The sequence below is a fragment of the Pseudomonas synxantha genome (genome assembly GCF_900105675.1).
In the GTDB taxonomy this organism is placed as follows: Bacteria; Pseudomonadota; Gammaproteobacteria; order Pseudomonadales; family Pseudomonadaceae; genus Aquipseudomonas; species Aquipseudomonas synxantha.
Window position 1 is genome coordinate 2,787,406 of record NZ_LT629786.1, and the last position, 24,739, is coordinate 2,812,144.

General features: G+C 63.3%; 22 protein-coding genes. 7 read left to right on the forward strand and 15 right to left on the reverse strand.

All coding sequences use genetic code 11. The features are described 5' to 3' along the window. Window positions 1–38: 38 nt before the first annotated feature. The 4 genes from BLU48_RS12990 to BLU48_RS13005 are packed head-to-tail and all read right to left on the reverse strand — an operon-like array spanning window position 39 to window position 3,503. Entirely contained in the window at window positions 39–857 is an 819-nt protein-coding gene (locus BLU48_RS12990; protein WP_057022662.1) for a sugar phosphate isomerase/epimerase family protein, read from the reverse strand. A gap of 1 nt (window position 858) precedes the next feature. Beyond that, a complete protein-coding gene (locus BLU48_RS12995) occupies window positions 859–2,058 on the reverse strand; it encodes an NAD(P)/FAD-dependent oxidoreductase (RefSeq protein ID WP_057022663.1) in 1,200 nt (399 codons plus the stop codon). Further along, on the reverse strand, window positions 2,055–2,381 hold the full coding sequence (locus BLU48_RS13000) for a MocE family 2Fe-2S type ferredoxin (protein ID WP_057022664.1): 327 nt from the start codon (window positions 2,379–2,381) through the stop codon (window positions 2,055–2,057). Before BLU48_RS13000 ends, BLU48_RS12995 begins: the two co-directional genes overlap by 4 nt. A 30-nt stretch (window positions 2,382–2,411) precedes the next feature. Beyond that, window positions 2,412–3,503, reverse strand: coding sequence for a fatty acid desaturase family protein (locus BLU48_RS13005; protein WP_057022665.1), 1,092 nt, complete (start codon window positions 3,501–3,503; stop codon window positions 2,412–2,414). A 163-nt stretch (window positions 3,504–3,666) separates the two neighbouring features. Between BLU48_RS13005 and BLU48_RS13010 the strand changes: the two genes are divergently transcribed. After that, on the forward strand, window positions 3,667–4,716 hold the full coding sequence (locus BLU48_RS13010; RefSeq protein ID WP_057022666.1) for a LacI family DNA-binding transcriptional regulator: 1,050 nt from the start codon (window positions 3,667–3,669) through the stop codon (window positions 4,714–4,716). Between the two features lie 612 nt (window positions 4,717–5,328). Here the strand turns inward: BLU48_RS13010 and BLU48_RS13020 are convergent. Beyond that, window positions 5,329–7,290: a sigma-54 interaction domain-containing protein gene (locus BLU48_RS13020; protein ID WP_057022667.1), complete on the reverse strand. Its 1,962-nt coding sequence runs from the start codon at window positions 7,288–7,290 to the stop codon at window positions 5,329–5,331. A 183-nt stretch (window positions 7,291–7,473) separates the two neighbouring features. Between BLU48_RS13020 and BLU48_RS13025 the strand changes: the two genes are divergently transcribed. The 3 genes from BLU48_RS13025 to BLU48_RS13035 are packed head-to-tail and all read left to right on the forward strand — an operon-like array spanning window position 7,474 to window position 10,215. Beyond that, complete coding sequence (locus BLU48_RS13025; protein WP_046072171.1) at window positions 7,474–8,493, forward strand: Gfo/Idh/MocA family oxidoreductase; 1,020 nt, start codon at window positions 7,474–7,476, stop codon at window positions 8,491–8,493. Continuing rightward, complete coding sequence (locus BLU48_RS13030; RefSeq protein WP_057022668.1) at window positions 8,490–9,269, forward strand: TIM barrel protein; 780 nt, start codon at window positions 8,490–8,492, stop codon at window positions 9,267–9,269. Before BLU48_RS13025 ends, BLU48_RS13030 begins: the two co-directional genes overlap by 4 nt. A gap of 19 nt (window positions 9,270–9,288) precedes the next feature. Next, window positions 9,289–10,215, forward strand: a complete 927-nt coding sequence (locus BLU48_RS13035) for a sugar ABC transporter substrate-binding protein (RefSeq protein ID WP_057022669.1) — start codon at window positions 9,289–9,291, stop codon at window positions 10,213–10,215. 61 nt (window positions 10,216–10,276) lie between these two features. On the opposite strand, the gene yghU is transcribed toward BLU48_RS13035, so the two are convergent. Further along, window positions 10,277–11,107 (reverse strand): glutathione-dependent disulfide-bond oxidoreductase, encoded by an 831-nt coding sequence (yghU, locus tag BLU48_RS13040; RefSeq protein WP_057022670.1) that lies wholly within the window; start codon window positions 11,105–11,107, stop codon window positions 10,277–10,279. A 42-nt stretch (window positions 11,108–11,149) separates the two neighbouring features. Continuing rightward, on the reverse strand, window positions 11,150–12,376 hold the full coding sequence (locus BLU48_RS13045; protein ID WP_057022671.1) for an MFS transporter: 1,227 nt from the start codon (window positions 12,374–12,376) through the stop codon (window positions 11,150–11,152). A gap of 65 nt (window positions 12,377–12,441) precedes the next feature. Here BLU48_RS13045 and BLU48_RS13050 point away from each other — a divergent pair, with 65 nt between their 5' ends. Continuing rightward, complete coding sequence (locus BLU48_RS13050) at window positions 12,442–13,428, forward strand: AraC family transcriptional regulator (protein WP_057022702.1); 987 nt, start codon at window positions 12,442–12,444, stop codon at window positions 13,426–13,428. 85 nt (window positions 13,429–13,513) lie between these two features. Beyond that, on the forward strand, window positions 13,514–14,110 hold the full coding sequence (locus tag BLU48_RS13055) for a glutathione S-transferase family protein (RefSeq protein WP_057022672.1): 597 nt from the start codon (window positions 13,514–13,516) through the stop codon (window positions 14,108–14,110). 135 nt (window positions 14,111–14,245) lie between these two features. Here BLU48_RS13055 and BLU48_RS13060 read toward each other — a convergent pair whose 3' ends face one another. Further along, the gene (locus BLU48_RS13060) at window positions 14,246–15,013 is read right to left on the reverse strand and encodes an SDR family NAD(P)-dependent oxidoreductase (RefSeq protein WP_057022673.1); all 768 of its coding nucleotides are present in this window, start codon (window positions 15,011–15,013) and stop codon (window positions 14,246–14,248) included. A 139-nt stretch (window positions 15,014–15,152) separates the two neighbouring features. Here BLU48_RS13060 and BLU48_RS13065 point away from each other — a divergent pair, with 139 nt between their 5' ends. Next, window positions 15,153–16,301, forward strand: coding sequence for an aldose epimerase family protein (locus tag BLU48_RS13065; RefSeq protein ID WP_057022674.1), 1,149 nt, complete (start codon window positions 15,153–15,155; stop codon window positions 16,299–16,301). A 129-nt stretch (window positions 16,302–16,430) separates the two neighbouring features. Here the strand turns inward: BLU48_RS13065 and araH are convergent, their stop codons facing one another. Genes araH through BLU48_RS13100 form a run of 7 tightly spaced genes read right to left on the reverse strand, consistent with a single transcriptional unit; the run spans window position 16,431 to window position 24,734 of the window. After that, the gene (gene araH, locus BLU48_RS13070) at window positions 16,431–17,399 is read right to left on the reverse strand and encodes an L-arabinose ABC transporter permease AraH (protein WP_057011311.1); all 969 of its coding nucleotides are present in this window, start codon (window positions 17,397–17,399) and stop codon (window positions 16,431–16,433) included. A 9-nt stretch (window positions 17,400–17,408) separates the two neighbouring features. After that, complete coding sequence (gene araG / locus BLU48_RS13075; protein ID WP_057022675.1) at window positions 17,409–18,911, reverse strand: L-arabinose ABC transporter ATP-binding protein AraG; 1,503 nt, start codon at window positions 18,909–18,911, stop codon at window positions 17,409–17,411. Continuing rightward, a complete protein-coding gene (locus BLU48_RS13080; RefSeq protein ID WP_083348199.1) occupies window positions 18,908–19,894 on the reverse strand; it encodes a substrate-binding domain-containing protein in 987 nt (328 codons plus the stop codon). The genes araG and BLU48_RS13080 overlap by 4 nt, the downstream gene beginning before the upstream one ends. Window positions 19,895–19,931: 37 nt before the next feature. After that, window positions 19,932–20,795, reverse strand: coding sequence for an SMP-30/gluconolactonase/LRE family protein (locus tag BLU48_RS13085; protein WP_057025303.1), 864 nt, complete (start codon window positions 20,793–20,795; stop codon window positions 19,932–19,934). Between the two features lie 16 nt (window positions 20,796–20,811). Then, window positions 20,812–22,392 carry an aldehyde dehydrogenase (NADP(+)) gene (locus BLU48_RS13090; protein WP_057025304.1) on the reverse strand — a complete coding sequence of 527 codons (1,581 nt, stop codon included), beginning with the start codon at window positions 22,390–22,392 and terminating at the stop codon, window positions 20,812–20,814. A 10-nt stretch (window positions 22,393–22,402) separates the two neighbouring features. Then, a complete protein-coding gene (araD1, locus tag BLU48_RS13095; protein WP_057025305.1) occupies window positions 22,403–23,395 on the reverse strand; it encodes an AraD1 family protein in 993 nt (330 codons plus the stop codon). 16 nt (window positions 23,396–23,411) lie between these two features. Continuing rightward, window positions 23,412–24,734, reverse strand: a complete 1,323-nt coding sequence (locus BLU48_RS13100) for an MFS transporter (RefSeq protein ID WP_046072158.1) — start codon at window positions 24,732–24,734, stop codon at window positions 23,412–23,414. Window positions 24,735–24,739 lie beyond the last annotated feature (5 nt).

Here is a 24,739-nt window from a genome sequence, read left to right on the forward strand (position 1 = left end):
TAGGCTAAGGTCGGTTTGAACCGACGCAGGTTAGCAGATCAGCCGTGACAACTGGCCCACACCTGGCGAATCAGCGCTTTCATCTTGAGCGCCTCGGCCCAGCGATCAGTGAGTTCCCGACCCTTTGCATCGGTGATCGCATAGGGTGGCGGGCCCAGTTCGCAGGTGAAGGCCAGGCTCTGGGGCGTGTCGACGCGGGTCAGCCAGTCGTCGATCCCATAGCGCCACCAGCTGGTAAAGCGCTCGACCCACGGCCGATGCTGGGGAAAGTCCAGGCCGACCTGCACCTGTTCGCTGCTGGCAATGCGGCCATGAAAGCCCCAGCTATGGCGCAGGATCGTGCGTATGTGCTCGTCATCTTCCAAGGCACCGGGTTCTGGCAACTCGCGGCCGACGACGTAGTGGGACAGGTCCGCGAGCAGTTTCAGGTCGGGCATCTGCGCCAGCAGGTCGAGGGTGAACAACAGGTCGTTGGTCAGTCGATAACGGTGGGTTTCCAGCAGGATCGGGAAGTCCACCTGTTCGGCCAGGCGTTGCCAGCCTTCGATCAGCCTGGCCGCCTCGGCCTGGGTACGCGGGCGCACGTCGGCTTGCAGGGTGAGGTGGTGGCAACCATAGCGGCTGATCACCTCCAGTGCAGCGGCCAGGTCGTCCACCGATTGCGGGAACAGCTGGCCTTCGATCTGCAAGCCCCTGGCCGTGGCGGCAGCGTGCAGGCGCGGGACGGCGGCGGGCGTCCAGTAATGGTCAGTGATGCCGTCGAAACCGGCGGCGGCGATGCGGTCCAGCTGCGTGTCGAGGCTGCCAGGCTCGGTTTGCATGGCCCACATCGATTGGAATACCAGAAATTGACGCATATCAGCCTCGCAACAGTGGTTTGAGGGACACATCGGCATCTGCCAGGCTGCCCGGGTTGAGCACAGTGCCCGCGGCAATCAGGCGTTCGCACAGCTTGATGTCCCTGGCCGCACCGTTGCCCGGTGCCCAGCCGCAGGCACCTTGCAACCGGGCATCGTCGTCGAGGTAAAACAGCAGCAGGCCAGCGCCAGGCAACGCACGGCTGACCGTGCGTGCAGTCATTACCCCGACAGTCTGCAAACCCCAGTCGTATTGGTCGGACCAGAAACCGGGGAGCGTCTCGAATGGCAGTGCTCGCCCCAGCAGGTTCAACGCGGCGTGCCGCCCCTGGGCCTCGGCGTTGCGCCAGGTTTCCTGGCGCTGATAGATGCCAGCGAGGCGAAACTCGCAGACATCCCCCGCTGCATAGATATCCGATGCACTGGTGCGCAATTGCGCGTCGACACGAACGCCCTGCCCGACTTCCAGCCCTGCCGCCGCCGCCAGCTCGATATTGGGTTGCATGCCAATGCCGGCCACCACCAGGTCACAGGGCAGCCGTTGCCCATCGACCAGTTGTACGGCGTCGGCGTGGATGCATTCGAGGGCGACGTTCAAACGTACGTCCACACCTTGCTCACGATGCAGCGCCAGCAGCGCCGCACTGATCGGCGCCGGCAACACCCGGCTCGCCAAGCGTGGCCCGGCTTCAAGCAGCGTGACCTCACACCCCAGCCCCCGTGCGGTCGCCGCCACCTCCAGGCCAATAAAACCACCGCCGACCACGACCAGGCGGATGCCGGGACGTAACCTTTTACGCAGGGCCACGGCTTCATCGTGGGTACGCAGGTAAAGCACAGGGGCCTGCGCCTCGGGCAAGCGTCGCGCCCGGCCACCGGTAGCCAGCAACAAGCCGGTATAGGTCAACCATTGGCCGTCGGCCAGTTGCAGCCGGTGTTGCTGCGGGTCCAGGCGGCTCACCGGTTTGCCGGCGATATGCTCGATGCCCAGCACTGCCAGTCGTGCGCTGTCGCACAGGCTGCAGCCCGCCAGGTCCGTCGAGCCTTGCAGCACAGCTTTGGACAGCGGTGGCCGTTCATAGGGCAAGTGCGCTTCATCACCGATCAGGATCAGGCTCCCGGTGTAGCCTTCTTCGCGCAAGGTCAGTGCCGCACGGCCACCGGCGTGACCGGCGCCAACGATGATCAGGGCTTGGCTCATCTTTCGGCCGTGACGGCGAGCAATACCCGCCCCGCTTCGACCCGCACCGGGTAGGTCTTGAGGTTGACGCACACCGGCGCGCCCAGGGCTTCGCCGGAACGGTAATCGAAGCGTCCGTTGTGCTTGGGGCATTCAATCACGTGGTCCATCACCAAACCGTCCGCCAGGTGGATTTTCTCGTGGGTGCACAGGCCGGCGGTGGCGAAGAACTCATCCTCGGCAGAGCGGAACACCGCGTAGGTGTGCGCGCCGTGGTCGAAGCGCAATACGTCTTCGGGGTCTATTTCGCCCACGGCGCAGACGTCGATCCATTGATCGTTCATGGCATTGTTCTCTTGTTCGGGGGATGAGGATCAGCCAGCAGAGACTTCTGCGTGCAGAGCGGCAGTGGCGGATTGCGCTTTTGGGCGAATCGGGCGCTGGACGAAATAGCTCGGGTCGCTGCGCTGTTTGCGGATCGTCGCGATGATTTCCCTGTAGGCCTCGAATAGATTGGCGTACGGCGGCGGGCAGTCGCTGCGGATCTCTGCATGCAGTTGTTCGAGTGCGTGGTAAGGCACCATCGGGTACATGTGGTGTTCGAGGTGGTAGTTCATGTTCATGTAGATGAAGCGCAGCACGCGGTTCATGTAGATGGTGCGGCAGTTGCTGCGGTGGTCGAGCACATCCTCGGCCAGGCCCACATGCTGGCTGAGGCCGAACAGATAGCCGAGCCAGGCGCCATAGAGACTGGGCAAGCCCACCAGCATCAGCGGTAGCCAGCTGTGCAGGTACAACGCGGTGCCGATGATCAGCGCATAAATCCCAATCCATATACGTGCGGCACGGAACACCTTGGGCCACTCGGTTTCGGGGATGAAGACCTGCTCCTGGGCACTCATCCGGCCCACCGCATGGCGAGCCACGCCGCTGAAGGTCTTCCAGGCCAGGGGCAGGTTGAACAGGCTGAGGGCCATCACCCACAGGCTCGGCGGGCGCGGCTCAACGATCTCCGGGTCGCGGCCGACGACAATGGTGTCGGTGTGATGACGGGCATGGCTCCAGCGCCAGACGTGGGGTTCGAACAGGCACATGAAGCACGCGACCTGGTACAGCCCGTCGTTCATCCAGCGGGTCTTGAACGCGGTGCCGTGGCCGGTTTCATGCCAGCGCGGGTTGGACGCGGTGCCATAGAGCACACCATAGGCCAGGAAGAACGGTACGCAGGCCCAGGAGCCCCAGAACCAATAACCACCAAAGCCTGTGACCAACAGCGTCGAGACCCAGATAGCGGTGTCGAGCAAGGCCGGGCCGTCGCGGCGCTGCATCAGTTCTTTCATACGTTTGCGCGAGATAGGCGACTGGTACCAGCTGGCCGAGACCAGACCCTTTTCGGCGGCGCGGGCCGCTTCAGGGCCAGTGAGGCTGTAGTCGCGCCGGGCGCGGTAAGCGGTGTGTTCAGGCATTGTTATTGTTCTCCGCAAGCGTGGGGTTTCAGGTGCTTTGCGGAACCAACCATAGAGCGCAGCCAAATCGCCCTCAAGGCCTTGAATCCATTCCCTATCAAGCTATCATCCAGGCCCAGCGGGGCTTGATAGTTTTCTGTCAAGACGCTCAAGGGGCCTGCCAATGCACAACCATAAACGCCCAACCATCGCCACCGTCGCCGCCCACGCGGGGCTCAGCGTGGCCACCGTCGACCGGGTATTGAACGCCCGCGCCCCGGTCAACCCGGGCACGGCCGAACAAGTGTTCCAGGCCGCCGAAGCCGTGGGCTACTTCGCCGCGCGACTGATCGGCCAGCGCATTCGCGAACGCCGGCCCACCTACCGTTTCGGCGTGCTGTTGCTGGGCACCGCCCAGGCCTTCTATGCCAACCTCGCCCAGTCCATCAGCGATGCCGCGCAGCATCACGCCACCGCCAACCTGAGCTGCCAGTTCGACTACATCAACGACCGTTCACCGAATGCCATCGTGGCGCAGATCGAGCAGTTGGCGGTGCAGTGCGACGCCCTGGCGGTGGTCAGCTTCGCCCATCCGCTGATCAACGCCTGCCTGGCGCAGATTCGTGACGCCGGCGTACCAGTGGTTGCGCTGCTGTCGGATATCCATGAACAGGCCGTCGAACCCTATGTGGGCCAGGACAACCACGTGGTCGGGCGCACCATGGGCTGGCTGCTGGCACACACCTGCGGCGCACGCAAAGGCAGCGTTGGCATTTTGCTCGGCGGCCATCGTTTTCTCGGGCACCAGGCACGGGTCAAAGGCCTGCACAGCTACCTCGCAGAACACGCGCCGGGCCTCAAGCCGTTGGAGCCGCTGATCAACCTGGACAACTGCGACATCACCGAGGAAGCCACCCTCGACCTGCTCGCCCGCCACACCGACCTGCGCGGCCTGTGTGTCGTGGGCGGCGGTGGTGATGGCGTGATCAACGCCCTGGCGCAACTGCCCAAGCGCCCGGCGCTGTGTTGCATTCTGCAGGAGTCGACCGAGCTGTCGCGCCAGGCGTTGAGCCGCGGCTTGATCGATGTAGTGATGGACTCGCAGCCACGGCAGACGGCGGCGGCGTTGGTGCAACTGCTGGTGCAGTTGCTGAATGACGAAGGCTTCGATCCGGTGCGGCATCGGGTGCATATACCACCGCAGATAGTGACCCCGGAAAATATGGGCACCTGAGACACAAAAAACACAATGAGGGAGGGGCGGTGCGACGATTCGATTTGCCCCGACGGTGATGAAACCCGTCAAAAATTCAGAGGCTGACACACCGCTATCGCGGCATGGGTATCTACGCAACTTTGTAGCTGCCGACCGTAACCACGATGCGAAGCGAGCCGCTCTTGATCTTGATCTGCTTTTGATCTCAGGCGCCCCGTTAAACCACGCTGGCCGGAATTCGACAGGGATTTGGGGGGTAAACCGGCAGGGATGCCGGTTTAGCCGCCCCGCGCCATGGATGGCGCGTGGCGGCGGCCCCCCAAATCCATGTCGGATTACGGGCACACCGAGCCTGGGCGAGGTGCCGAGTGGTGGGGCGAGGACCTTTTGCTTACTTTTGGGTCCTTCCAAAAGTGAGCCGCTGTAAGAGCGGAACCTTAAGTGGCCGTTACCGCAGTAATGGATATGTACTCGGTCTGATCCAACATCCTGGTCGTCTGTCAGGCCGCCATCGGGAGCAAGCCCCCTCCCACATTTGGATCGCGGTGCATCCGTTAGTTAGCGGTCGGCTGTCAGGCCGCCATCGGGGGCAAGCCCCCTCCCACATTTAATCTGCACACGGGCAATCCTTCACCGGCCGCGAAAATCCCCTGCATTCAAGCCAAACCGACTCATCTTGTTGTACAGCCCGCCCCGCGACACGTTGAGTTGCTGGGCCGCCAGGCGAATATTGCCGCCCGTGTTTTTCAGCGCAGCGACGATAGCGTGCAGTTCATGGCTGCTCAGATCCTGCGCGGGCTGAGGTTGGTAAAGGCGCAGCGTCGCCCGTTGCTGGGTTTCCAGCGGCAAATCAGCCGGCTGGATCAGCTCACCCATCGCCAGGTTGGTCGCCCGTTCAATGGCGTTTTCCAGTTCACGCACATTGCCCGGCCAGCCATGGGCCGACAGCAGCGCCAACGCCTCCGGCGAGAAACCCTGCACTGGCTTACGCAACGAACGCGCACAGCGCTGCAGGAAATGCCGTGCCAACAGCGGGATATCCTCGCGGCGCATTCGCAACGGCGGCACGGTGAGGTTCAACACATTGAGGCGGTAGTAAAGATCCTCACGAAACGCGCCTTCGGCCACTGCCTGGCTCAAGTTGCGATGGGTGGCGGCGATGATGCGCACGTCCACTGGCCGCGAATTTTTCGCGCCCACGCGGGTCACTTCCCCCTCCTGCAACACCCGTAGCAGGCTGACCTGGGCATCGAAGGACATGTCGCCAATTTCATCCAGGAAGATGGTGCCGCCATCGGCCAATTCAAACTTGCCCGCCGACCCACCCCGTGCCGAGCCGGTGAAAGCGCCTTCGACATGCCCAAACAGTTCGCTCTGCACCAGGTCCCGAGGGATGGCGCCGCAGTTGACCGCCACGAACGGGCCGTTGCAACGCTCGCTGGCGTTATGAATGGCCTGGGCAAACAGCTCCTTGCCGGTGCCGCTTTCGCCGAGGATCAAGGTGGTGGCGTCGCCGCGACTGGCAATGCGCCCCAGGTGCAGCGCGTCCTGGATCGCCCGCGAGGAGCCCTGGATGGTGTCGAAGGTGTAGCGAGCCTGGGTGCCGATAAGGCGCCGGGTGATTTCGCGGATGCGGCGGTTTTCGCGCACCGACACGATCACCCCGCCCTGCTCCAGCGGGCATACCGAGACCAGGCAGGCGAGCTGGCTGCGGTCGTGCAGCTCAAAGGTACAATCGAGGTCACGCACCGGCTCACCCAGCGCGTCGCTCAACTCACTGCGCCCCAGGCGCTGGAACGGACTGCCGATCAGCTCCAGCCCCACCCCGAACAACTGCCGCGCATAACGGTTGAGCGCCTTGATGCAGCCGCGCTCATCCAGCACCACCAAGCCTTCGTTCAGCACTTCGAGCACCGCTTGCTGTTCCTCCAGCAACACCTGCAGCGCCATCTGCCGCGACACCGCTTCGGCTGCCGCCTGGACGGTGCCCAGGGTATGGAAATGAAACCAGCCGGGCTCGGCGGTCAGCGTGAGCATGGCCAATGTCAGGCCCTGGGCATCCTTGATCGGCGCAGCGGCGCAGTGCATGCGGCGCTGGCGCAGAGCGCCGGCGAAGTTCTCCTCGGCCAACACGTACATCAGGCGATCTTCGGCCAGCGCCAGCCCGGTGCAGTTGGTGCCCTGTACCGATTCCAGCAGGCGACTGCCCACGGGAGTGATGTCCAGCCCGCAGAAATACAGGGTGGTGCCCTCCGCATCGGTAAGGTTGATATGGCCGCGCGGGTTATAGGCCAGCAAGCCGTGCATGACTTGCGCGGCGGCCGCGATCAGTACGCGGTGATTGGCCAGGGTTGCCGCCAGCGCTTGGGCGGCAACGAAACGGTAGTGGCTGTCATCGGGATCGATCCCCGCCTCGATACTGCGCCTCCACGAATCCCAGATGACCTGACGCACCTCGGCCGGGCGTTCGACCTGGCCGGACAGACACGCTCGCCAGCCCTGCTCCAACGCAGCGACGGGTCCGTCATTCAACGCAGCCGGCCCCAAGGCCGTGAGGTAATCGAGGTCTTGCCCGCTGAACGTCAGAGTCATCGAGGTATCCATGTTCATGTTTTTGACATGTAAGTATAGGCATGTCATCCAAATGAACATATTTTGTTTAATCTATTTTATAAACCATTACCAATCAGTGAGTTATGAATTGGCATAACCCTTGCTCCTACCCCTATGCCAGCCAGGACTGTCCTGCGGCCAACAATAAAAAGGGGTCACTTCATGAGTACACAGAATATCCGCCTGGGCTTGATCGGTGCCGGTCGCATGGGCAGCTTCCACGGCCTTACGGCGGCGCGCCACATCCCCGGTGCCTGCCTCGCCGCCATCGCCGATCCTACCCCAGGCCAGGCCGCACGCCTGGCAGCAGAGCTGGGGGTGGACAAGGTCTACACCGACCCGCAACAGCTGTTGGACGACCCGGAGATCGACGGCGTACTCATTGCCGCCCCCGCCCGCAGCCACGCCGAACTGGTGATCAGCGCCGCCCGCGCCGGCAAAGGTATCTTTTGCGAAAAACCCATGGCGATCACCCTGGATGAAGCCGATCGCGCCATCGCCGCTGCCGCCGACGCCCGCGTGCCGTTGCAGGTCGGTTTCAATCGGCGTTTCGCCAAGAGCTTCCGTACCGCCCACCTCGATGTCGCCGCCGGCCGCATCGGCACGCCGCAGTTACTGCGCTCGTTGACCCGCGACCCGGCGCTGAACAACCCAGCCGCTTCACCACAATGGGTGATCTTCCTGGAGACCCTGATCCACGACTTCGACACGCTGCGCTACCTCAACCCCGGCGCCGAAGCGGTGCAGGTATATGTGATGGCCGACGCGCTGATCGCCCCAGCGTACAAAAGCCAAGGCTTGCTCGACACCGCCGTGGTCACGATCCGCTTCGACAACGGCGCCATCGCCACCGCCGAGGCCAACTTCCAGGCGGTGTATGGCTACGATGTGCGCGGTGAAGTGTTCGGCAGCCAAGGCATGCTGAGCATGGGCAGCCTCAATGACTGCGACCTGGTGCGCTACCTGGCCGAGGGCATCCAGGCCGACACCCAACGAATGGACACTGACCTGCTGCGCGACGCCTACATTGCCGAACTCAACCACTTTGTCGACTGCCTGCGCAGCGGCGCCAAGCCCCTGGCCAGCGGTGAGGATGCGCGCGCGGCCCTGGCGATTGCGCGCGCTTGCATCGAGTCGTACGAAACCGGCAAGTCTGTGGCCGTGCAAGGGGCGCGGCCATGATGCCGTTCAAATTAGCCGTCAGCGCCGAGATGGTGTTCCTCGACCTGCCCTTCATCGAACGGGTCAAACGTATCCACGCCCTGGGGTTCAGCGCCGAAATCTGGAGCTGGACCGACAAGGACATCGACGCCCTGGCCGCGACCGGCGCGGACTTCACCTCGATGACCGGCTACATCAGCGGCACCCTCACCGACCCCGAAGGCAGCCGCCAACTGCTCGACAGCGCCCGCGAATCTTTGGGCATCGCCGAGCGCCTCAATTGCCCCAGCCTCAACCTGCACGGCACAGGCCTGGGCGACGGCGGCCTGCCGATACAGCCGGTCAGCCAGACCTCGGGGCGCATGTGGCTGAGCGCCTGCAAGACCCTGGAAAAAATCGCACGCCTGGGGGAAGACGCCGGCCGTGTGTTCCTGCTGGAAAACCTCAACACCGCCGTCGATCACCCCGGCACGCCCTTCGCCCGCGCCGACGAGACCCTGGCGCTAATCGAAGCCGTGGGCAGCCCGCACCTGAAGATGAACCTGGACCTTTACCACGCGCAGATCGGCGAAGGCAACCTGATCGAATTGATCCAGCGCGCCGGCAGCGCCATTGGTGAAATCCAGGTGGCCGACGTGCCCGGGCGCAAGGAGCCCGGCACTGGCGAAATCCACTACCCGGCGATTGCCCGTGCGCTGTACGCCATGGGCTACACCGGCGTGGTAGGCCTGGAGGGCTGGGCCAGCGGCACCAGCGAATTGGCCCTGGAGCGCTTCCGCCAGGCATTCACCCTATAACAATAAAAGGAACACCCTCATGCATCGTTATTCATTGCTAGTGGCCGCGCTGCTGTTGCTGTTCAGCCAATGGACTTTCGCCGCGTACCGCATTGGCGTGAGCATTGCCCGGGTCGACGATAACTTCATGACCTATGTACGTAGCGGCCTGGAGGCCGCGGCGAAACAGCAGGACGTGCAGATCCAGTTCGAAGACGCCCAGGGCGATGTGGTGCGCCAGCTCAACCAGGTCGAAGGTTTTCTCAACCAGAAAGTCGATGCGGTGATCGTGCTGCCGGTCGACACGGCTGCCACTGCCAACATCACCCGCGCCGCCGTGGCAGCCAAGACTCCGCTGGTGTACGTCAACCGTCACCCGGATGAACGCACGTTGCCCAAGGGCGTGGTTACCGTGGCGTCCAACGACATCGAGGCCGGGCAATTGCAGATGCGCTACCTCGCGGAAAAACTCGGCGGCCAGGGCAATGTGGCGATCATCATGGGTGACCTCGCGCAGAACGCCACCCATGACCGCACCGAGGGCGCCAGGCAGGTGCTCAAGGACTTTCCCGGTATCAAGATCGTCGAGCAGCAAAGCGCCGAGTGGCAACGCAACAAAGGCATGGACCTGACCAGCAACTGGCTGCTGGCAGGCACGCAGTTCGATGCCATTGTCGCCAACAACGATGAAATGGCAATCGGTGCGGCCATGGCATTGCAGCAAGCGGGCAAGGCCAAGGGCGAGATTGCGATCGTCGGCATCGACGGCCTGCCCGATGGCCTGGCCGCGATCAAGCGTGGACTGCTTGCTGCCTCAGTGTTCCAGGACCCCAAAGCCCAGGCGACCCAGGCGGTGCAAGCGGCGATCAAGATGATCAAGGGCGAACCGATTGAAGCCGAAGTGTGGGTGCCGTTTGAACTGATCAAGCCCGAACAGGTGGCAGTATTCGAACAGCGCTACAAGTAAACCGAGGCTAAGGAGATCCAAATGTGGGAGGGGGCTTGCCCCCTCCCACACTGGCTCTGAATCAGTCCAGGTCACTCGCGTCATGCCGTTCGGGCAACTGCTCCTCACCCGACACCCTGTTCACCCGCCGCCCGCGCTGCACCGCCGGCCGGGCGTCAATTGCGTCGGCCCAGCGCAGCAGGTGCTTGTATTCATGCACCGAGAGAAACTCCGCCGAGTCGCCATACAAGCGGCCCTTGACCAGCCCACCGTACCAGGGCCAGATGGCGATATCGGCAATGGTGTACTCATCGCCGGCGATGTACTCGCTCACCGCCAGGCGCTTGTCCAGCACGTCCAGCTGACGCTTGGCTTCCATGGCAAAGCGGTTGATCGGGTACTCCATCTTGCTCGGCGCATACGCATAGAAATGCCCGAAGCCACCCCCCAGGTAAGGCGCGCTACCCATCTGCCAGAACAACCATGACAGGCATTCAGCCCGGGCCGCGGGCTCGCTGGGCAAGAACGCGCCGAATTTCTCGGCCAGGTACTGCAGGATCGCGCCGGACTCGAACACCCGAATCGGCGTTGCACCGCTGCGGTCCATCAGGGCCGGAATCTTCGAATTCGGGTTCACCGCCACGAAGCCACTGCCGAACTGGTCGCCGTCGCCGATCTTGATCAGCCAGGCGTCGTATTCGGCGCCGGTATGCCCGAGGGCCAGCAACTCTTCAAGCAGGATCGTGACCTTCTGCCCGTTGGGCGTGGCCAGGGAATACAGCTGCAGCGGATGCTTGCCGATCGGCAGCTCTTTATCGTGGGTAGCACCGGCGATGGGCCGGTTGATACTGGCGAAGGTGCCGCCGCTCTCGGTGTCCCAGGTCCAGACCTTTGGGGGTAGATAGTCAGCCATGCCACTGCTCCTCAGGGATTGTGATCAACGAAGCGTTCCAGACTAAACCAAAGACGGGTGGTGCGTCACACCGGCATCCCGGCCTTGTCGAGGCACCTGTACGCGCAGGGCGATAAGCAAGGCCGCGAGCAACATCAATACACCCGCACCCACAAATACCCCACCAATGCCGCTGACGCTGAACATCAACCCGCCACCGGCAGCCCCTGCGGCAATCGCCGACTGCACCGAAGCGACCACCATGCCGCCGGCACTTTCGGCCTGGTCCGGCACGGCACGGGCGACCCAATTGGACCATGCCACCGGTACGCCGCCGAACGCCATGCCCCACAGCGCCAGGAGCAACGCCTGGCCCGGCAGTGACACCGGCAGCCAGACCAGGGCCAGCGCCGCAATGCCCACCAGCACCGGCATCAGTACCAACGTCCCACGCGGGTGGCGCACCAGTAGCCAACCGGCGAGCAAGGTGCCGACGAAATTCGCCACGCCGAAGCCCAGCAGCATCAGGGCCAGCCCTTGGGTATCGACGCCGGTGGTGCTTTCCAGGAACGGGCGAATATAGGTGAACAATGCGAAATGCGCGGTGTGCACCAGCACGCAACCGAACATACCCATGGCGATGCCCGGACGCAGCAACACCTCCAGCACGGTGCGCAGGCGCGCGGTGCCATTGGGCACCAGGCGCGGCAGGGTGAACGCCTGGAACGCCAGGGTCACACCGCCCACGGCAGCCGCCGCGATAAACGCACTGCGCCAGCCGTACAGGCCACCCAAGTAGCTGCCCAGCGGCACGGCGACCACCGTGCCCGCCGCAATCCCGCTGAAGATGATCGACAGCGCACGTGGCAGGGATGCCGCCGGCACCAGGCGCATGGCCACCGCCGCCGCCATGCTCCAGAAGCCGCCCAGGGCGATGCCCAGCAGGATGCGCATCAACAACAGCACGGTCAGGCTGGAAGACAGCGCCACCAGCAGGTTGGAGGCGATCATCAGCGTGGAGAACCCCAGCAGCACCACGCGCCGATCGATGCTTCGGGTCAGGCCGGGCACCAGCAAGCCGGCAAACAACGCCACCACCGCCGTCACCGTCACGGCCTGGCCGGCCAGCGCTTCCGAAACACCCAGGTCCAAGGCCATGGGGGTCAACAAACTGGCCGGCAGGTATTCCGCCGTCAGCAAACCGAACACCCCCATTGCCAAAGAAAATACCGCCAGCCAGGCCGGCTCCGTCACCACCCCGGCAGGGGCTTGGGCTGCATACTCACTCATCACAGGTCATCCTCAAATCATTAGCAAGGCGACAAGTCTAGGTTTGCCTGGCAGGATGATCTATGATGCAAACCCTTGAGTTTTTGACCGAAACCCCGACCATGACTGCCGCGGATGCTTTTACCCTGTCTTCCGACCTGATCAATGAACTGTTGCGCGGTATGCGCCTGCGCGGTGTGCAGTACCGGCGCATCCAGGCCGGGCCGACCTTCGGCATGGGCTTTGGCGCCAAGCCCGGCCATGCCTATTTCCACTTTCTCGCGGCCGGCCACGTGACCTTGCGCGGCGAGGATGGCGACCTTTTCGAACTGTCGGCGGGCAATGCGGTGTTCATCGCCCATGGCGGCGCGCATGCACTGTTATCCGACGCAAGCACCGATGTGCAAGACATCGGCGATTTCGACAGCGCCCCGCTGGGAGACGCCGTCTGCGCCGTGGATGCGTCACCCGAGACCGCCCCCAGCACTCTGCTGTTCAGCGCCTGCATGGAGTTCGAACTCGGCAGCATCCAGGGGCTTGGCAACCTGATGCCAACGCTGATGCTGATCGATGCCGGGGGCCAGCGTTACCCCGGCCTGATGCCGATCCTGGCGGTGATGGAACGGGAAGTCTCCACGGCCCGGATCGGCTTTGCCGGCATCCTCGCGCGCCTGGCCGATGTGGTGGCGGCGATGATCGTACGCGGCTGGGTCGAATGTGCCTGCGGCAACGCCTCGGGCCTGGTGGCGGCGCTACGCGACCCACGCCTGGCCCGCGCTCTCCTCGCCCTGCACCAGCAGCCGGGCCGCGACTGGAGCGTGGCGGAACTGGCAGCGCAGTGCCATACCTCGCGCTCGGTATTTGCCGATCGCTTCCAGGCCATCCTCGGCATACCGCCGTTGCGCTACGCCACGGAACTGCGCATGCGCCTGGCCAGCCAGTGGCTGACGCTGGAGCGCATGCCCATCGAAACCGTCGCGCAACGCCTCGGCTACACCTCCCAGGCGGCGTTCAGCCGTGCCTTCAAGCGCATCACCGGGCAACCGCCCGGGGCGGCCCGCAGTTCAATGTAGCGACTGCCCCTTCAAGCATTGCGCACCTTGATCATGAAGCCTTAATCTCGTCAGCCAATCACACCGCGAAAGCAATGGAGGCTGCATGAAACTGGTCGGAATGCTGGACTCGCCCTACGTACGCCGCGTGGCGATTTCCCTGGACTTGTATGGGGTGGAGTTTGTGCATGAGCCGCTGTCGGTGTTCAGCACCTTCGCGGAGTTTTCCCAGGTCAACCCGGTGGTCAAGGCGCCCACCCTGGTGCTGGATGACGGGACAATGCTGATGGATTCGAGCCTGATCCTCGACTACCTCGAAACCTTGGCGCCAGCTGACAAGAAGCTGCTGCCCCAACAACCGGCGGCACGCGCCCACGACCTGCACCTGCTCGGGTTGGCCCTCGCGGCCTGTGAAAAGAGCGTGCAGATCGTCTATGAACACAAACTGCGCCCAGCCGAAAAGCTGCATGCGCCGTGGATAGAGCGGGTCAGCCGGCAATTGCTGGCGGCTTATGCGTTGCTGGACAAGCAACTGGACAACGGCGAAGCGCTGACCCAGGCATCAATTACGGCGGCGGTCGCCTGGTCGTTCAGCCAGTTCACTGTGGCCTCGGTGGTGAAGGCCGATGCGTTCCCCAACCTCAAGCGCCATGCTGAACGCCTGGAACAGCACCCGGCGTTCAAGCGTTATCCCATCGCATAAACACCACTGTTCAAATGTGGGAGGGGGCTTGCTCCCGATGGCGGCGGGTCAGCTGATGCATCTGTAGCTGATCCACCGCGATCGGGAGCAAGCCCCCTCCCACACTCGACCTTCGTCGTTTTGGTAATCGCGTTTCTACACCCAACCGCCGTCAACGATGAAGTTCTGCGCCGAGCACATTGCCGAGGCGTCCGAGGCCAAAAACAACGCCATATTGGCGATGTGTTCCGGCATCACACTGCCGGGCAGGCATTGGCTGCGGGCGATGAGTTCCCTGGCCGCATCGTCAACCCACATGGCCAGTTGCTTTTCCGTCATCACCCAGCCCGGCACCAGCGTATTGACGCGGATATGGCTGGGCCCCAGCTCCCGCGCCAGGCCGCGGGTCATGCCGTGGGCCGCGGCCTTGCTGGCGGCGTACACCGGGTAGCCGGCCGAGGCCATCATCCAGCCGACCGATCCCAGGTTGATGATCGAGCCACCACCGGCCTCTTTCATCATCGGCACCACCGCCTTGGCGGCGAAGAAGGCGTGCTTGAGGTTGACCGCAATCAGCTGGTCGAACATTTGCGAGTCGATTTCTTCCAGGCTGTGGCGCACGTCATTGGCCGCATTGTTCACCAGCACCGTGATCGGCCCCAGCGACTGCTCGAAGCGCCCGATGGCGGCGCGGTAGCCAATTTCGTCGGTGATGTCGCAGCACTCGAACTCCACGGTAAGCCCTTGGGAATTCAACAGCGCGGCCAAGCGTTCGCCCTGGCTTTGCGCACGGTCCACGAAACCCACCTTGGCGCCTTGCGCGGCGAAGGCGCGCACCATGAACTCGCCAATCCCCGAGGCACCGCCGGAAATCAGCACGGTTTTGTCCTTGAGGTCGGGATAAATCGCTTGCTGGGTAGTCATATCAGTGATCGCTCTGCTTAATTAGTCTTATTTTATTTTGCAAACACGCCGTTAAAGGCTATAAATCCGGGGTCATTACGACAAAATATCTCAAATTAGTAGAACTATTCCATCCAAAACAACAAAAGGAAGTTCGACCATGAAGCACCCTCGTTACCTGCTGTCCGGTCTGGCGCTGTCCATGCTGGTCGCCAGCGGCGGCACCCAGGCCGCCGGCCTGACCAGCGAACACAAACCCTTCGGCAAAACCAATGACGGCACCGCCGTCGAACAGTACATATTGCGCAACAGCCATGGCATGCAAGCCACGGTAATCACCTACGGCGGCGTATTGCAGTCGTTGAAGGTGCCGGACAAACACGGCAAGGTCGACGACGTGGTGCTGGGCTTCGATGACGTGCAGGGCTATCAGGCCGGCACGGCATTTTTTGGCGCGACCATCGGCCGTTTCGGCAACCGCCTGGCCGGCGGCGCCTTCGAACTCGACGGCAAACGCTACCAGGTGCCGCTCAACGACGGTCCCAACTCCCTGCATGGCGGCGCCCAAGGCTTCGACAAGCAGGTATGGCAAGCCCAGCCGGTCAAGGACAAGGACTCGGTGGGCGTCACCCTCACCTACCTGTCCAAGGACGGTGAAATGGGCTTCCCCGGTAACCTGAAGACCGAAGTCACTTACCGCCTGAACGACAACAACGAACTGCATATCGACTACAAGGCCACCACCGACAAACCGACGGTGCTCAACCTGACCAACCACAGCTACTTCAACCTCGCCGGCGCGGGTAACGGCGACATTCTCAAGCAGGTCGCCACCCTGCATGCCAGCCACTACACCCCCGTGAACGCCACCTTGATCCCCACCGGTGAATTGGCGCCCGTCAAGGGCACGCCGATGGACTTCCTCAAGCCCACGCCTATCGGCCAGCACATCAAGGCGGACCATCCGCAGCTCAAGTTCGCCGAACCGAAACAGGGTGGCTTCGATTTCAACTGGGCGCTGGACACCAAGGGCGATGTGAAGCAGCTCGCCGCCGAGGTGCATGACCCTGAGTCCGGCCGGCGCTTGCAGCTCTACACCAGCGAACCGGGTGTGCAGTTCTATACCAGCAACTTCCTCGATGGCTCGGTGAAGGGCAAGGCGGGCAAGACCTATCAGCACTGGAGCGGGTTTACCTTGGAGACCCAGCACTTCCCGGATGCGCCTAACCAGCCAGGCTTTGCCTCAACTCGCTTGAACCCTGGGCAGACCTATACCCAACACACCCTCTTCAAGTTCTCCGCCGATTAAAACTGTGGGAGGGGGCTTGCTCCCGATGGCGGTGGGTCAGTTACAGACGCATCAACTGACCCACCGCCATCGGGAGCAAGTCGAATCGTCGCACCGCCCCTCCCACATTGGATCTTCGTATGGCTCGGGTTAGCGTTGTTTCATGCGATCGATCACGACAGCCAGCAGCAGGATCGAGCCGCGAATCACGTACTGGTAAAACGTGTCGATGTTCTTCAGGTTCATCGCGTTCTCGATGATCGCCAGGATCAGCACCCCAGCGATCACATGGCGGATCATGCCGATGCCGCCGCTCAGCGATACCCCGCCCAGTACGCACGCAGAGATCACCGTCAGCTCGAAGCCCTGGCCGATCATCGGTTGGCCGGAGGTCATGCGCGAGGCCAGGATCACCCCGGCCAGCGCGCCGATCAGGCCATGGACGGCGAAGATCAGGATCTTGGTGCGGTCCACGTTGACCCCGGCCAGCAGCGCCGCTTCCGGGTTGCCGCCGATGGCCATGGTGTTGCGCCCGTAGGTGGTGTAGTTGAGCAGCCAGCCGAAGAACAGGAAGCAGACAATGGTGATCAGGATCGGCACCGGCACGCCAAACAGTTGGCCGTTGCCGAAGACGAAGAACTGCTCCTCGGACACCCCCACAGCCTTGCCATCGGCAAAGATGTAGGCCAGGCCGCGCACGATCTGCATGGTCGCCAAGGTGGTGATCAAGGCGTTGACCCGCAGCTTGGCGATCACTATTCCATTGATCAGGCCCACCATCAGGCCCATCAGCAACGCCGCGCCAATGCCCAGCATCACGCTGTCGGTATCGCGCATCACAATCGCCGCCACCACCCCGGCGCAGGCAATCACCGAGCCCACCGACAAGTCGAAGTGCCCCGAGGCCAGGCAGAACAGCATGGTGCACGCGGCTATGCCGACGGTGGAAATCGCCAGGCCCAGGCCGCGCATGTTCAGCGGCGAAAGGAAGTTATCAATCAGCAAGGCGCACAGCACAAAGATGCCCACTGCCGCCAACAGCATCGCCCAGTTGTCGAGCAATGCGCGCATATCGAGGGGTTTGCGTGCCGAGGGCAACGCGTTGGGTTGGGTTGTCATCGTCTTCTCTCAGTTCGCCACGCCGCGTGGCAAGGCCAGTTGCAGCAGGTTGGATTCAGTGGCGTGTTCACGCCGTTGTTCGCCACGCAGGGCACCTTCGCACAGCACCAGAATGCGGTCGGAAATACCCATCACTTCCATCAGGTCGCTGGACACCACGATCACCGCAATGCCGCTGGCCGCCAGGTTATGGATGATCTGGTAGATCTCTGACTTGGCGCCGATATCGATGCCACGGGTGGGCTCGTCCAGCAGCAGCACTTTCATCGGCATCGACAGCCAGCGGCCCAGAATGGCCTTCTGCTGGTTGCCGCCGGAGAGGTACAGGATCTTCTGCGCGGCGTTTGGGGTTTTGACCCGCATCGCCTGGATCTGCCGGTCGGCGTTGCCCTTCTCCCAGCCGTCGCGCAACAGCCAGCCAAAGGTGGAATGCGCCGCGCGGGCACTGATGTTGATGTTTTCGGCGACGCTGGCCAGCGGGATGATGCCTTCCTTTTTGCGGTCCTCCGGGCACAGCAACACGCCGGCGGCGATGGCGTCGCGCGGTGAGCGCAACTGCAGCGCTTGCCCGCACAGCTCCAGGCTGCCGGCGCTGGCGCGCTCCAGGCCGCTGAGCAAACGAAACAGCTCGGTGCGCCCCGCGCCCACCAGCCCGAACAGGCCGAGGATCTCGCCCTTGCGCACCTGGAAACTGATCGGCTCACGCAGCCCCGGGCCGAGCAGGCCGTCGACCTTGAGCGCCACCTCGCCCTGCTCCCGCGGGCGGTAGTCGTAGATGTCCTGGATATCGCGGCCGACCATGCAGGTCACCAACTGGTCGTGGGTCAGGCTGCTCATGTCTTCGAAGGTGCGCACATAGCGACCGTCCTTGAACACCGTCACCGCATCGCAGATACGGAACACCTCTTCCATGCGGTGCGACACGTAGAGCACCACTTTGCCCTCGTCACGCAGGCGCGCAATGATCGCCATCAGCCGGTCGATTTCCCGCGCCGACAAGCTGCTGGTGGGTTCATCGAAGGCGATCACGTTGGCGCCACGGGACAGCGCCTTGGCGATTTCCACCAGTTGGCGCTGGCCCAGGGACAGGCGCCCGAGTTTCTCGTCGGGGTCGATCTCATCGGCCAGGCCCTTGAGGCACGCCAGCGCCTGCTGGCGCAGCAGGCCGCGATTGACCACGCCCAGGCGCGTCGGCAAGTGCCCGAGGAACAGGTTCTCGGCGACGCTCATTTCCGGCACCAGGTGCAGTTCCTGGTGGATCACCGCGACGCCGCTGGCGATGCTGTCGGCAGCGTTTTTAAACGCCATGACCTGCGCGCCGATCTGCACGCTGCCGCTGCTGGGGATGTAGGCGCCACCGAGGATTTTCAGCAGCGTCGACTTGCCCGCACCGTTCTCGCCCATCAGGGCGTGCACCTGCCCCGGGTGGGCGGTGAAGCTGATGCCGTCCAACGCCTTGACCCCGGGAAAGGTTTTGCCGATCGCGTCGAAACGCAGGGCCGCAGCGGTCATTTCCACAGCCCGATCTTGGTCAGTTCTTCCTTGAAGTTCTCGCGGGTGATCAGGGTGACTTCGTCCATGGCGGTGTACTTCGGTGGTTCAGTGCCTTTGGTGACCCACTCGTACATCATCAGCGCGGTGTTATAGCCTTCGATATGCGGGCTCGGCAGCATGGAGCCGAAGAAACCACTGTCGGCTTTCTTCAATTCGCCGATGGCGTCGGTGCCATTGATGCCGATGCCGATCACGTTGGCGGCCTTGAAGCCGGCGCTTTCAGTGGCGCGCACGCCGCCGAGCACGGTGTTGTCGTTCATGCCGCCGATGATCAGGTTTTTAGCGCCGCCGGGCAGCTTGACCAGGGCCGAGTTGGTGGCGTCCATGCTGCCAGGCACGTCAAGAGTCTTGAGGGCAGCGGTGAGGATGTGATCCTTGGGGATGCCGGCTTCTTCCAGGGATTTGATCGAGCCGTCAGTGCGCTTTTTACCGGTATCGAGCTCGTTGAAGGTGTTGATCACCGCGTAAGTGTCCTTCCAGTCCCAACCGCGTTTCTTCGCCTCGGCGGCCATGGCGGCGCCCTGCTTCTGGCCCACTTCGAAGGCGGCCATGCCCAGGTACGGCACGTCCTCCATGAAGTTGCCCTTGGCATCGACAAAGCGGTCATCCACGGCCATCACTTTCAGGCCATTGACCTTGGCCTTGGCGACGATGGCCGGGCCCAGGGACACGTCCGGCGGGCAGATCACAAAGCCCTTGGCGCCGTTGGCGGCCAGGCTGTCGATGGCCGAGAGGGTTTTCTCGCCGTCGGGCACGGCGATCTTGATCACGGTGAAGCCGTGTTCCTTGCCGGCTTTTTCGGCGAAGGCCCATTCCGTCTGGAACCAGGGCTCCTCGGCCTGCTTGACCAAAAAACCGATCTTGACTTCTTCAGCCGATACGATGCTGCTGAGGCTGCTTAAAGCAACAGCGGCAGCCAGAACGCGTAGAGTCTTTTTCATGAACGACACCTCTTGTTGTTGTTTTTGAGTCTTGGGTTTAACCGGCGAAGCGGTGACAAGGTTTGCCAGGCACATCGACCTCAATGGCCAACAGCGCACCGTCCAAAGGGTGACCCAAGGGGCTCGCGGCGCTGGTGATATACAACGTGGTCAGGTCAGGCCCACCGAACACGCAACTGGTGGGACGGCTGACGGGCAGTTCGATGATGCGATCCACCTCACCCAGGGGCGTCAGGCGCAGCAGGCAACTGCCGTCCCAACGGGCATTCCAGATGTAGCCCTCGGCGTCCATGGCCGAACCGTCCGGCCCGCCCCGCTCGTGGGGCCCGAACCACGGGTGCGCGGGGTCGAGTTGGCCGTCAGGCTGGATTGAATGCCGGTACAGCGTGCCGTCCATGCTGTCGCCGAAGTGCACGTGACCACCGTCTTCACTCCAGAGCAGTGTGTTGGGAATGCCCAGGCCGCTGAGCAGCGGCGTGACCGTGGCATCGGCATCGATGCGGAACAACCCGCCGGAACGCCGGGTGATGGGCAAGTCCTCGCCTTGCTCACCGATGTTGTTCTGCATGGTGCCCAGCCACAGCCGGCCCTGGGCATCGCAGCGCGCTTCATTGCCACGGTTGCCGGGTTGCGGGTCGGCGACGCACAGCAGGGTCAGCGCTTCGGTGGTCAGGTCCAGGCGATACACGCCGCTGCTCAAGGTCACCAGCGCATCGCCGCTTTCACAGGGGATGAATGCCGAGACATGCTCGGGCAATTGCCAGACCTGCAACTCGCCGCCCATCAGGCGCAGGGCCTGGCAGGCGGCGATATCCACCCAATACAGGGCCTGGGTCGGTCTGTCCCAGAACGGCCCTTCGCCCAACCGGGCACGGTGTGGGGTCACTGCATTCACTGACATGAAGCCTCCTGGTGACTTACAGCGGATCGCGGGATGGCGTGCCATCCACCAGCCGCTGGATACGCAACGGGTTGGCGTTTTTCAACGCCTCGGGCAGCAGGCTATCAGGGTAATTCTGGAAGCACACCGGGCGCAGGAAGCGGTCGATGGCCAGGGTGCCCACCGACGTGCCGCGGGCGTCGGACGTTGCCGGATACGGCCCGCCGTGCACCATCGAATCGCAGACTTCGACGCCAGTGGGATAACCGTTGAGCAGGATGCGTCCGACTTTCTGCTCCAGCAGCGGCGTGAGTTCGGCGAACTGTTGCAGGTCAGCCGGTTCGCCAATGATGGTGGCGGTCAATTGCCCGTGCAGCCCCTGCAAAGCGGTGCTGAGCTGGGCCTGGTCGGCAACTTCGACGAACACCGTGGTGGGGCCGAACACTTCTTCCTGCAGCACTTCGTCGCCGTCGATCAACAGCCGTACGTCCGCCTTGAACAGCTGCGGTTGAGCCTGGTTGCCCGATTGCGCGTTACCCGCCAGGTGCTGGATGCCGGGGTGGGACAGGAGTTTTTCCAGGCCCTTGCCATAGCTGCCCAAGGTGCCGGCGTTGAGCATGGTCTGCGCCGGTTGCGCGCCGATCAATTGCGCGACCTGTTGAGTGAACGCCGTGAATTGTGGCGAAGCGATACCGATGACCAGGCCGGGGTTGGTGCAGAACTGGCCGCAGCCCTGCACCACCGAGGCGGTCAGGTCGCGGGCCACGCTTTCGGCACGAGCCTGCAGGGCCTGAGGCAGCACGATCACCGGGTTGATGCTCGACATCTCGGCGAACACCGGGATCGGTTGCGGGCGTGCCGCGGCCATATCGCACAGGGCACGGCCACCCTTGAGCGAGCCGGTGAAACCCACGGCCTGGATCGCCGGATGCTTGACCAGGGCTTCGCCGACGCCGCCGCCGAAGATCATGTTGAATACCCCCGCCGGCATCTCGGTGGCCTCGGCTGCGCGAATGATCGCATCGGCCACCTGCTCGGCCGTCGCCATGTGCCCGCTGTGGGCCTTGAACACCACTGGGCAGCCTGCGGCCAACGCAGCGGCGGTATCGCCACCGGCCGTGGAAAATGCCAGGGGGAAATTACTCGCGCCAAACACGGCGACCGGGCCCAGGCCGATACGGTATTGGCGCAGGTCCGGGCGTGGCAGCGGCTGGCGATCCGGCAAGGCTTTATCGATACGCGCCCCGTAGAAATCGCCACGGCGCAGCACCGTGGCGAACAGGCGCATCTGGCCGCTGGTGCGCCCGCGCTCGCCTTTGATGCGGGCGGCGGGCAGCGCGGTTTCGCGGCAGACCAAATCGATGAAGTTATCGCTCAGGGCATCCAGCTCGTCGGCTATCGCGTCCAGGAACTGCGCACGGCGCGCGGCACTCAGCGCACGGAACGCCGGATACGCAGCGGCGGCGGCCTTGGCGGCGGCATCGACCTCTTGCGGTGTGGCCTGGTAGAAATCCTGCGGCAAGGCTTCACCGCTGGTGGCATCGACGCTTTGCAGCTTGACGTTGCCGTTGGCGCTGCGTTGGCCGCCGATGTAGTTGTGGCCGAGGAACTGGGTCATGTTGATCTCCTTAAAGGGGGGTGACTTGGCCGGGTTCAAATGCCGCATCGCTGCTGCCGATACCGTTGATCAACGGCGCGCCGAATTCGGCCTGGCTGATCTCGAACACGTCGCCCGGCTGGGTACGTATACCGTCGGCAAATGACAGCGTAGCGGTGCCGAAGAAGTGAATGTGCACATCCCCCGGCTTGAGGAACTGGCTGTATTTGAAGTGGTGATACTCAAGGTTTTCCAGGCTGTGGCACATATTGGCCTCGCCACTGAGGAATTCGTTCCGCCAGATTTCTTCGCCGTTGCGCAGGATGCGGCTGCTGCCGGCCAGGTGCTGGGGCAGCTCGCCCACGCGCAGTTCCGGGCCATAGCTGCAACTGCGCAGCTTGGAATGGGCCAGGTACAGGTAGTTCTTGCGTTCCATCACATGGTCGGAGAACTCATTACCCACCGCAAAACCCAGGCGATAGGGTTTGCGGTCGTGGCCGATCACATAGAGGCCGCCGATCTCCGGCTCTTCGCCAGCGTCTTCGGCAAACGGTGGCACCGGGAAGGCGGCGCCCGGGCGTACGACAATGCTGCCGTCGCCCTTGTAGAACCACTCCGGCTGCACGCCTGCCTGGCCGGCCGCGGGCTTGCCGCCCTCTACGCCCCACTTGAAGATACGCATGGTGTCGGTCATGGCGCTGTCGTCGCCGGCCTGCTGGTGCATCTTGTCGCGGGCCGAAGCGCTGCCCAGATGGGTCAGGCCAGTGCCGCTGATCAGCATATGGGCTGGGTCCGGGTGGTCCAGTGGCGGCAGGATTTTCAGCTCGGCCAGCAGCGCGGCGTAGTCATGGCTGTCGCCCAGGCCCAGGCCCTGCACCTGTTGCGCAAGGCCGGTGCCGGCCTTGATGGCGGCCAGCGCCAACTCGCGTACGCTGTGCGCGCCCTGCACTTCGCGCAGAGTGTTGCCTTCCACTACGCCGACGCGGCGCTCCCCGTTACCCAATTCGAACTGAACTAGACGCATGCATTTTCTCCAGGATTTAAGTACGTGTGGCGCCACGGGCGCTGGCGGCGAATTGGTCGACCGGCAGCACGTGCTTGCGCTCCAGTACGCGGTAGACCACGAGGGTCAAGACCAGCCCGAACACCATCACGCCGGATAAGAAATACAGGCCCGAGGCCAGGTTACCGGTGTATTCCTTGAGCGCACCGATCACGAACGGACCGATGTAGCCGCCGAGGTTGCCCACCGAGTTGATCAAGGCGATACCGGCTGCCGCGCTGGCCCCGGCAAAGAAGCGCCCCGGCAAGGTCCAGAACACCGCGGTGCAGGAAAACATGGCGAACGCCGCCAGGCACAACGCAGCCATCTGCAGCACCGGCACACTCAGCCAGGCGCTGCAGAACAGGCCGATGGCGCCGAGCACATACAGCACCGCGAGATGGCCATAGCGATCATTCAAACGGTCGGAACTGCGCGGGATGATCAACAGGCCGATGATGCCGAAGATATACGGCACGGCGGAGATGAAGCCGGTGGTGAGGTCGCTGCCGCCGAACTGCTTGATCAGGGTCGGCAGCCACAGGCCCAGGCCGTAGATGCTCAGTGTCACCGGCAGATAGAACAGCGCCAGCAGCAACACGCGCTTGTCCTTGAGGGCATGCAAGGGGTTGCCATGGCGGGTCTGGCCGTAGGCTTGCAGGTCTTTTTCCAGCTCGCCGGTGAGCCAGGTCTTTTCTTGCTCGCTCATCCAGCTGACCTGTTTCGGGCCGTCCGGCAGGTAGCGCAGCACCGGCCAGGTCAGCAGGATCGCCGGGGTGCCGATCACGATAAACAGCCACTGCCAGCCGTGCAGGCCAAGGATGCCGTCCATGCCGAGCAGGCCGCCGGACACGGGCCCGGTGATCATCATCGCGATGGGCTGGGAGAGAATGAACAGCCCGAGGATCTTGCCGCGATGGCGTACCGGGAACCATTGGGTGATGTAGTACAGCACGCCAGGAAAGAACCCCGCCTCCGCCGCGCCGAGCAAAAAGCGCATCACATAGAAGCTGTGCGGACCTTGCACGAAGGCCATGCCGATGGTGATGGCGCCCCAGGTGATCATGATGCGCGCAAACCAGCGCCGCGCGCCGAAGCGGTCGAGCATCAGGTTGCTGGGGATTTCGAACAGGAAGTAGCCAATGAAGAACAGCCCGGCACCGAGGCCATAGGCGGCGTCACCGATGCCGACGTCGGCGCCCATGTGCAGCTTGGCGAACCCTACGGCGGAACGGTCCACGTAGGCGATCAGATACAGCAGGATCAGGAAGGGAATCAGTTTCAGCGTGATGCGCCGAATAAGCCGCAATTCCTGGCTCATGGGTC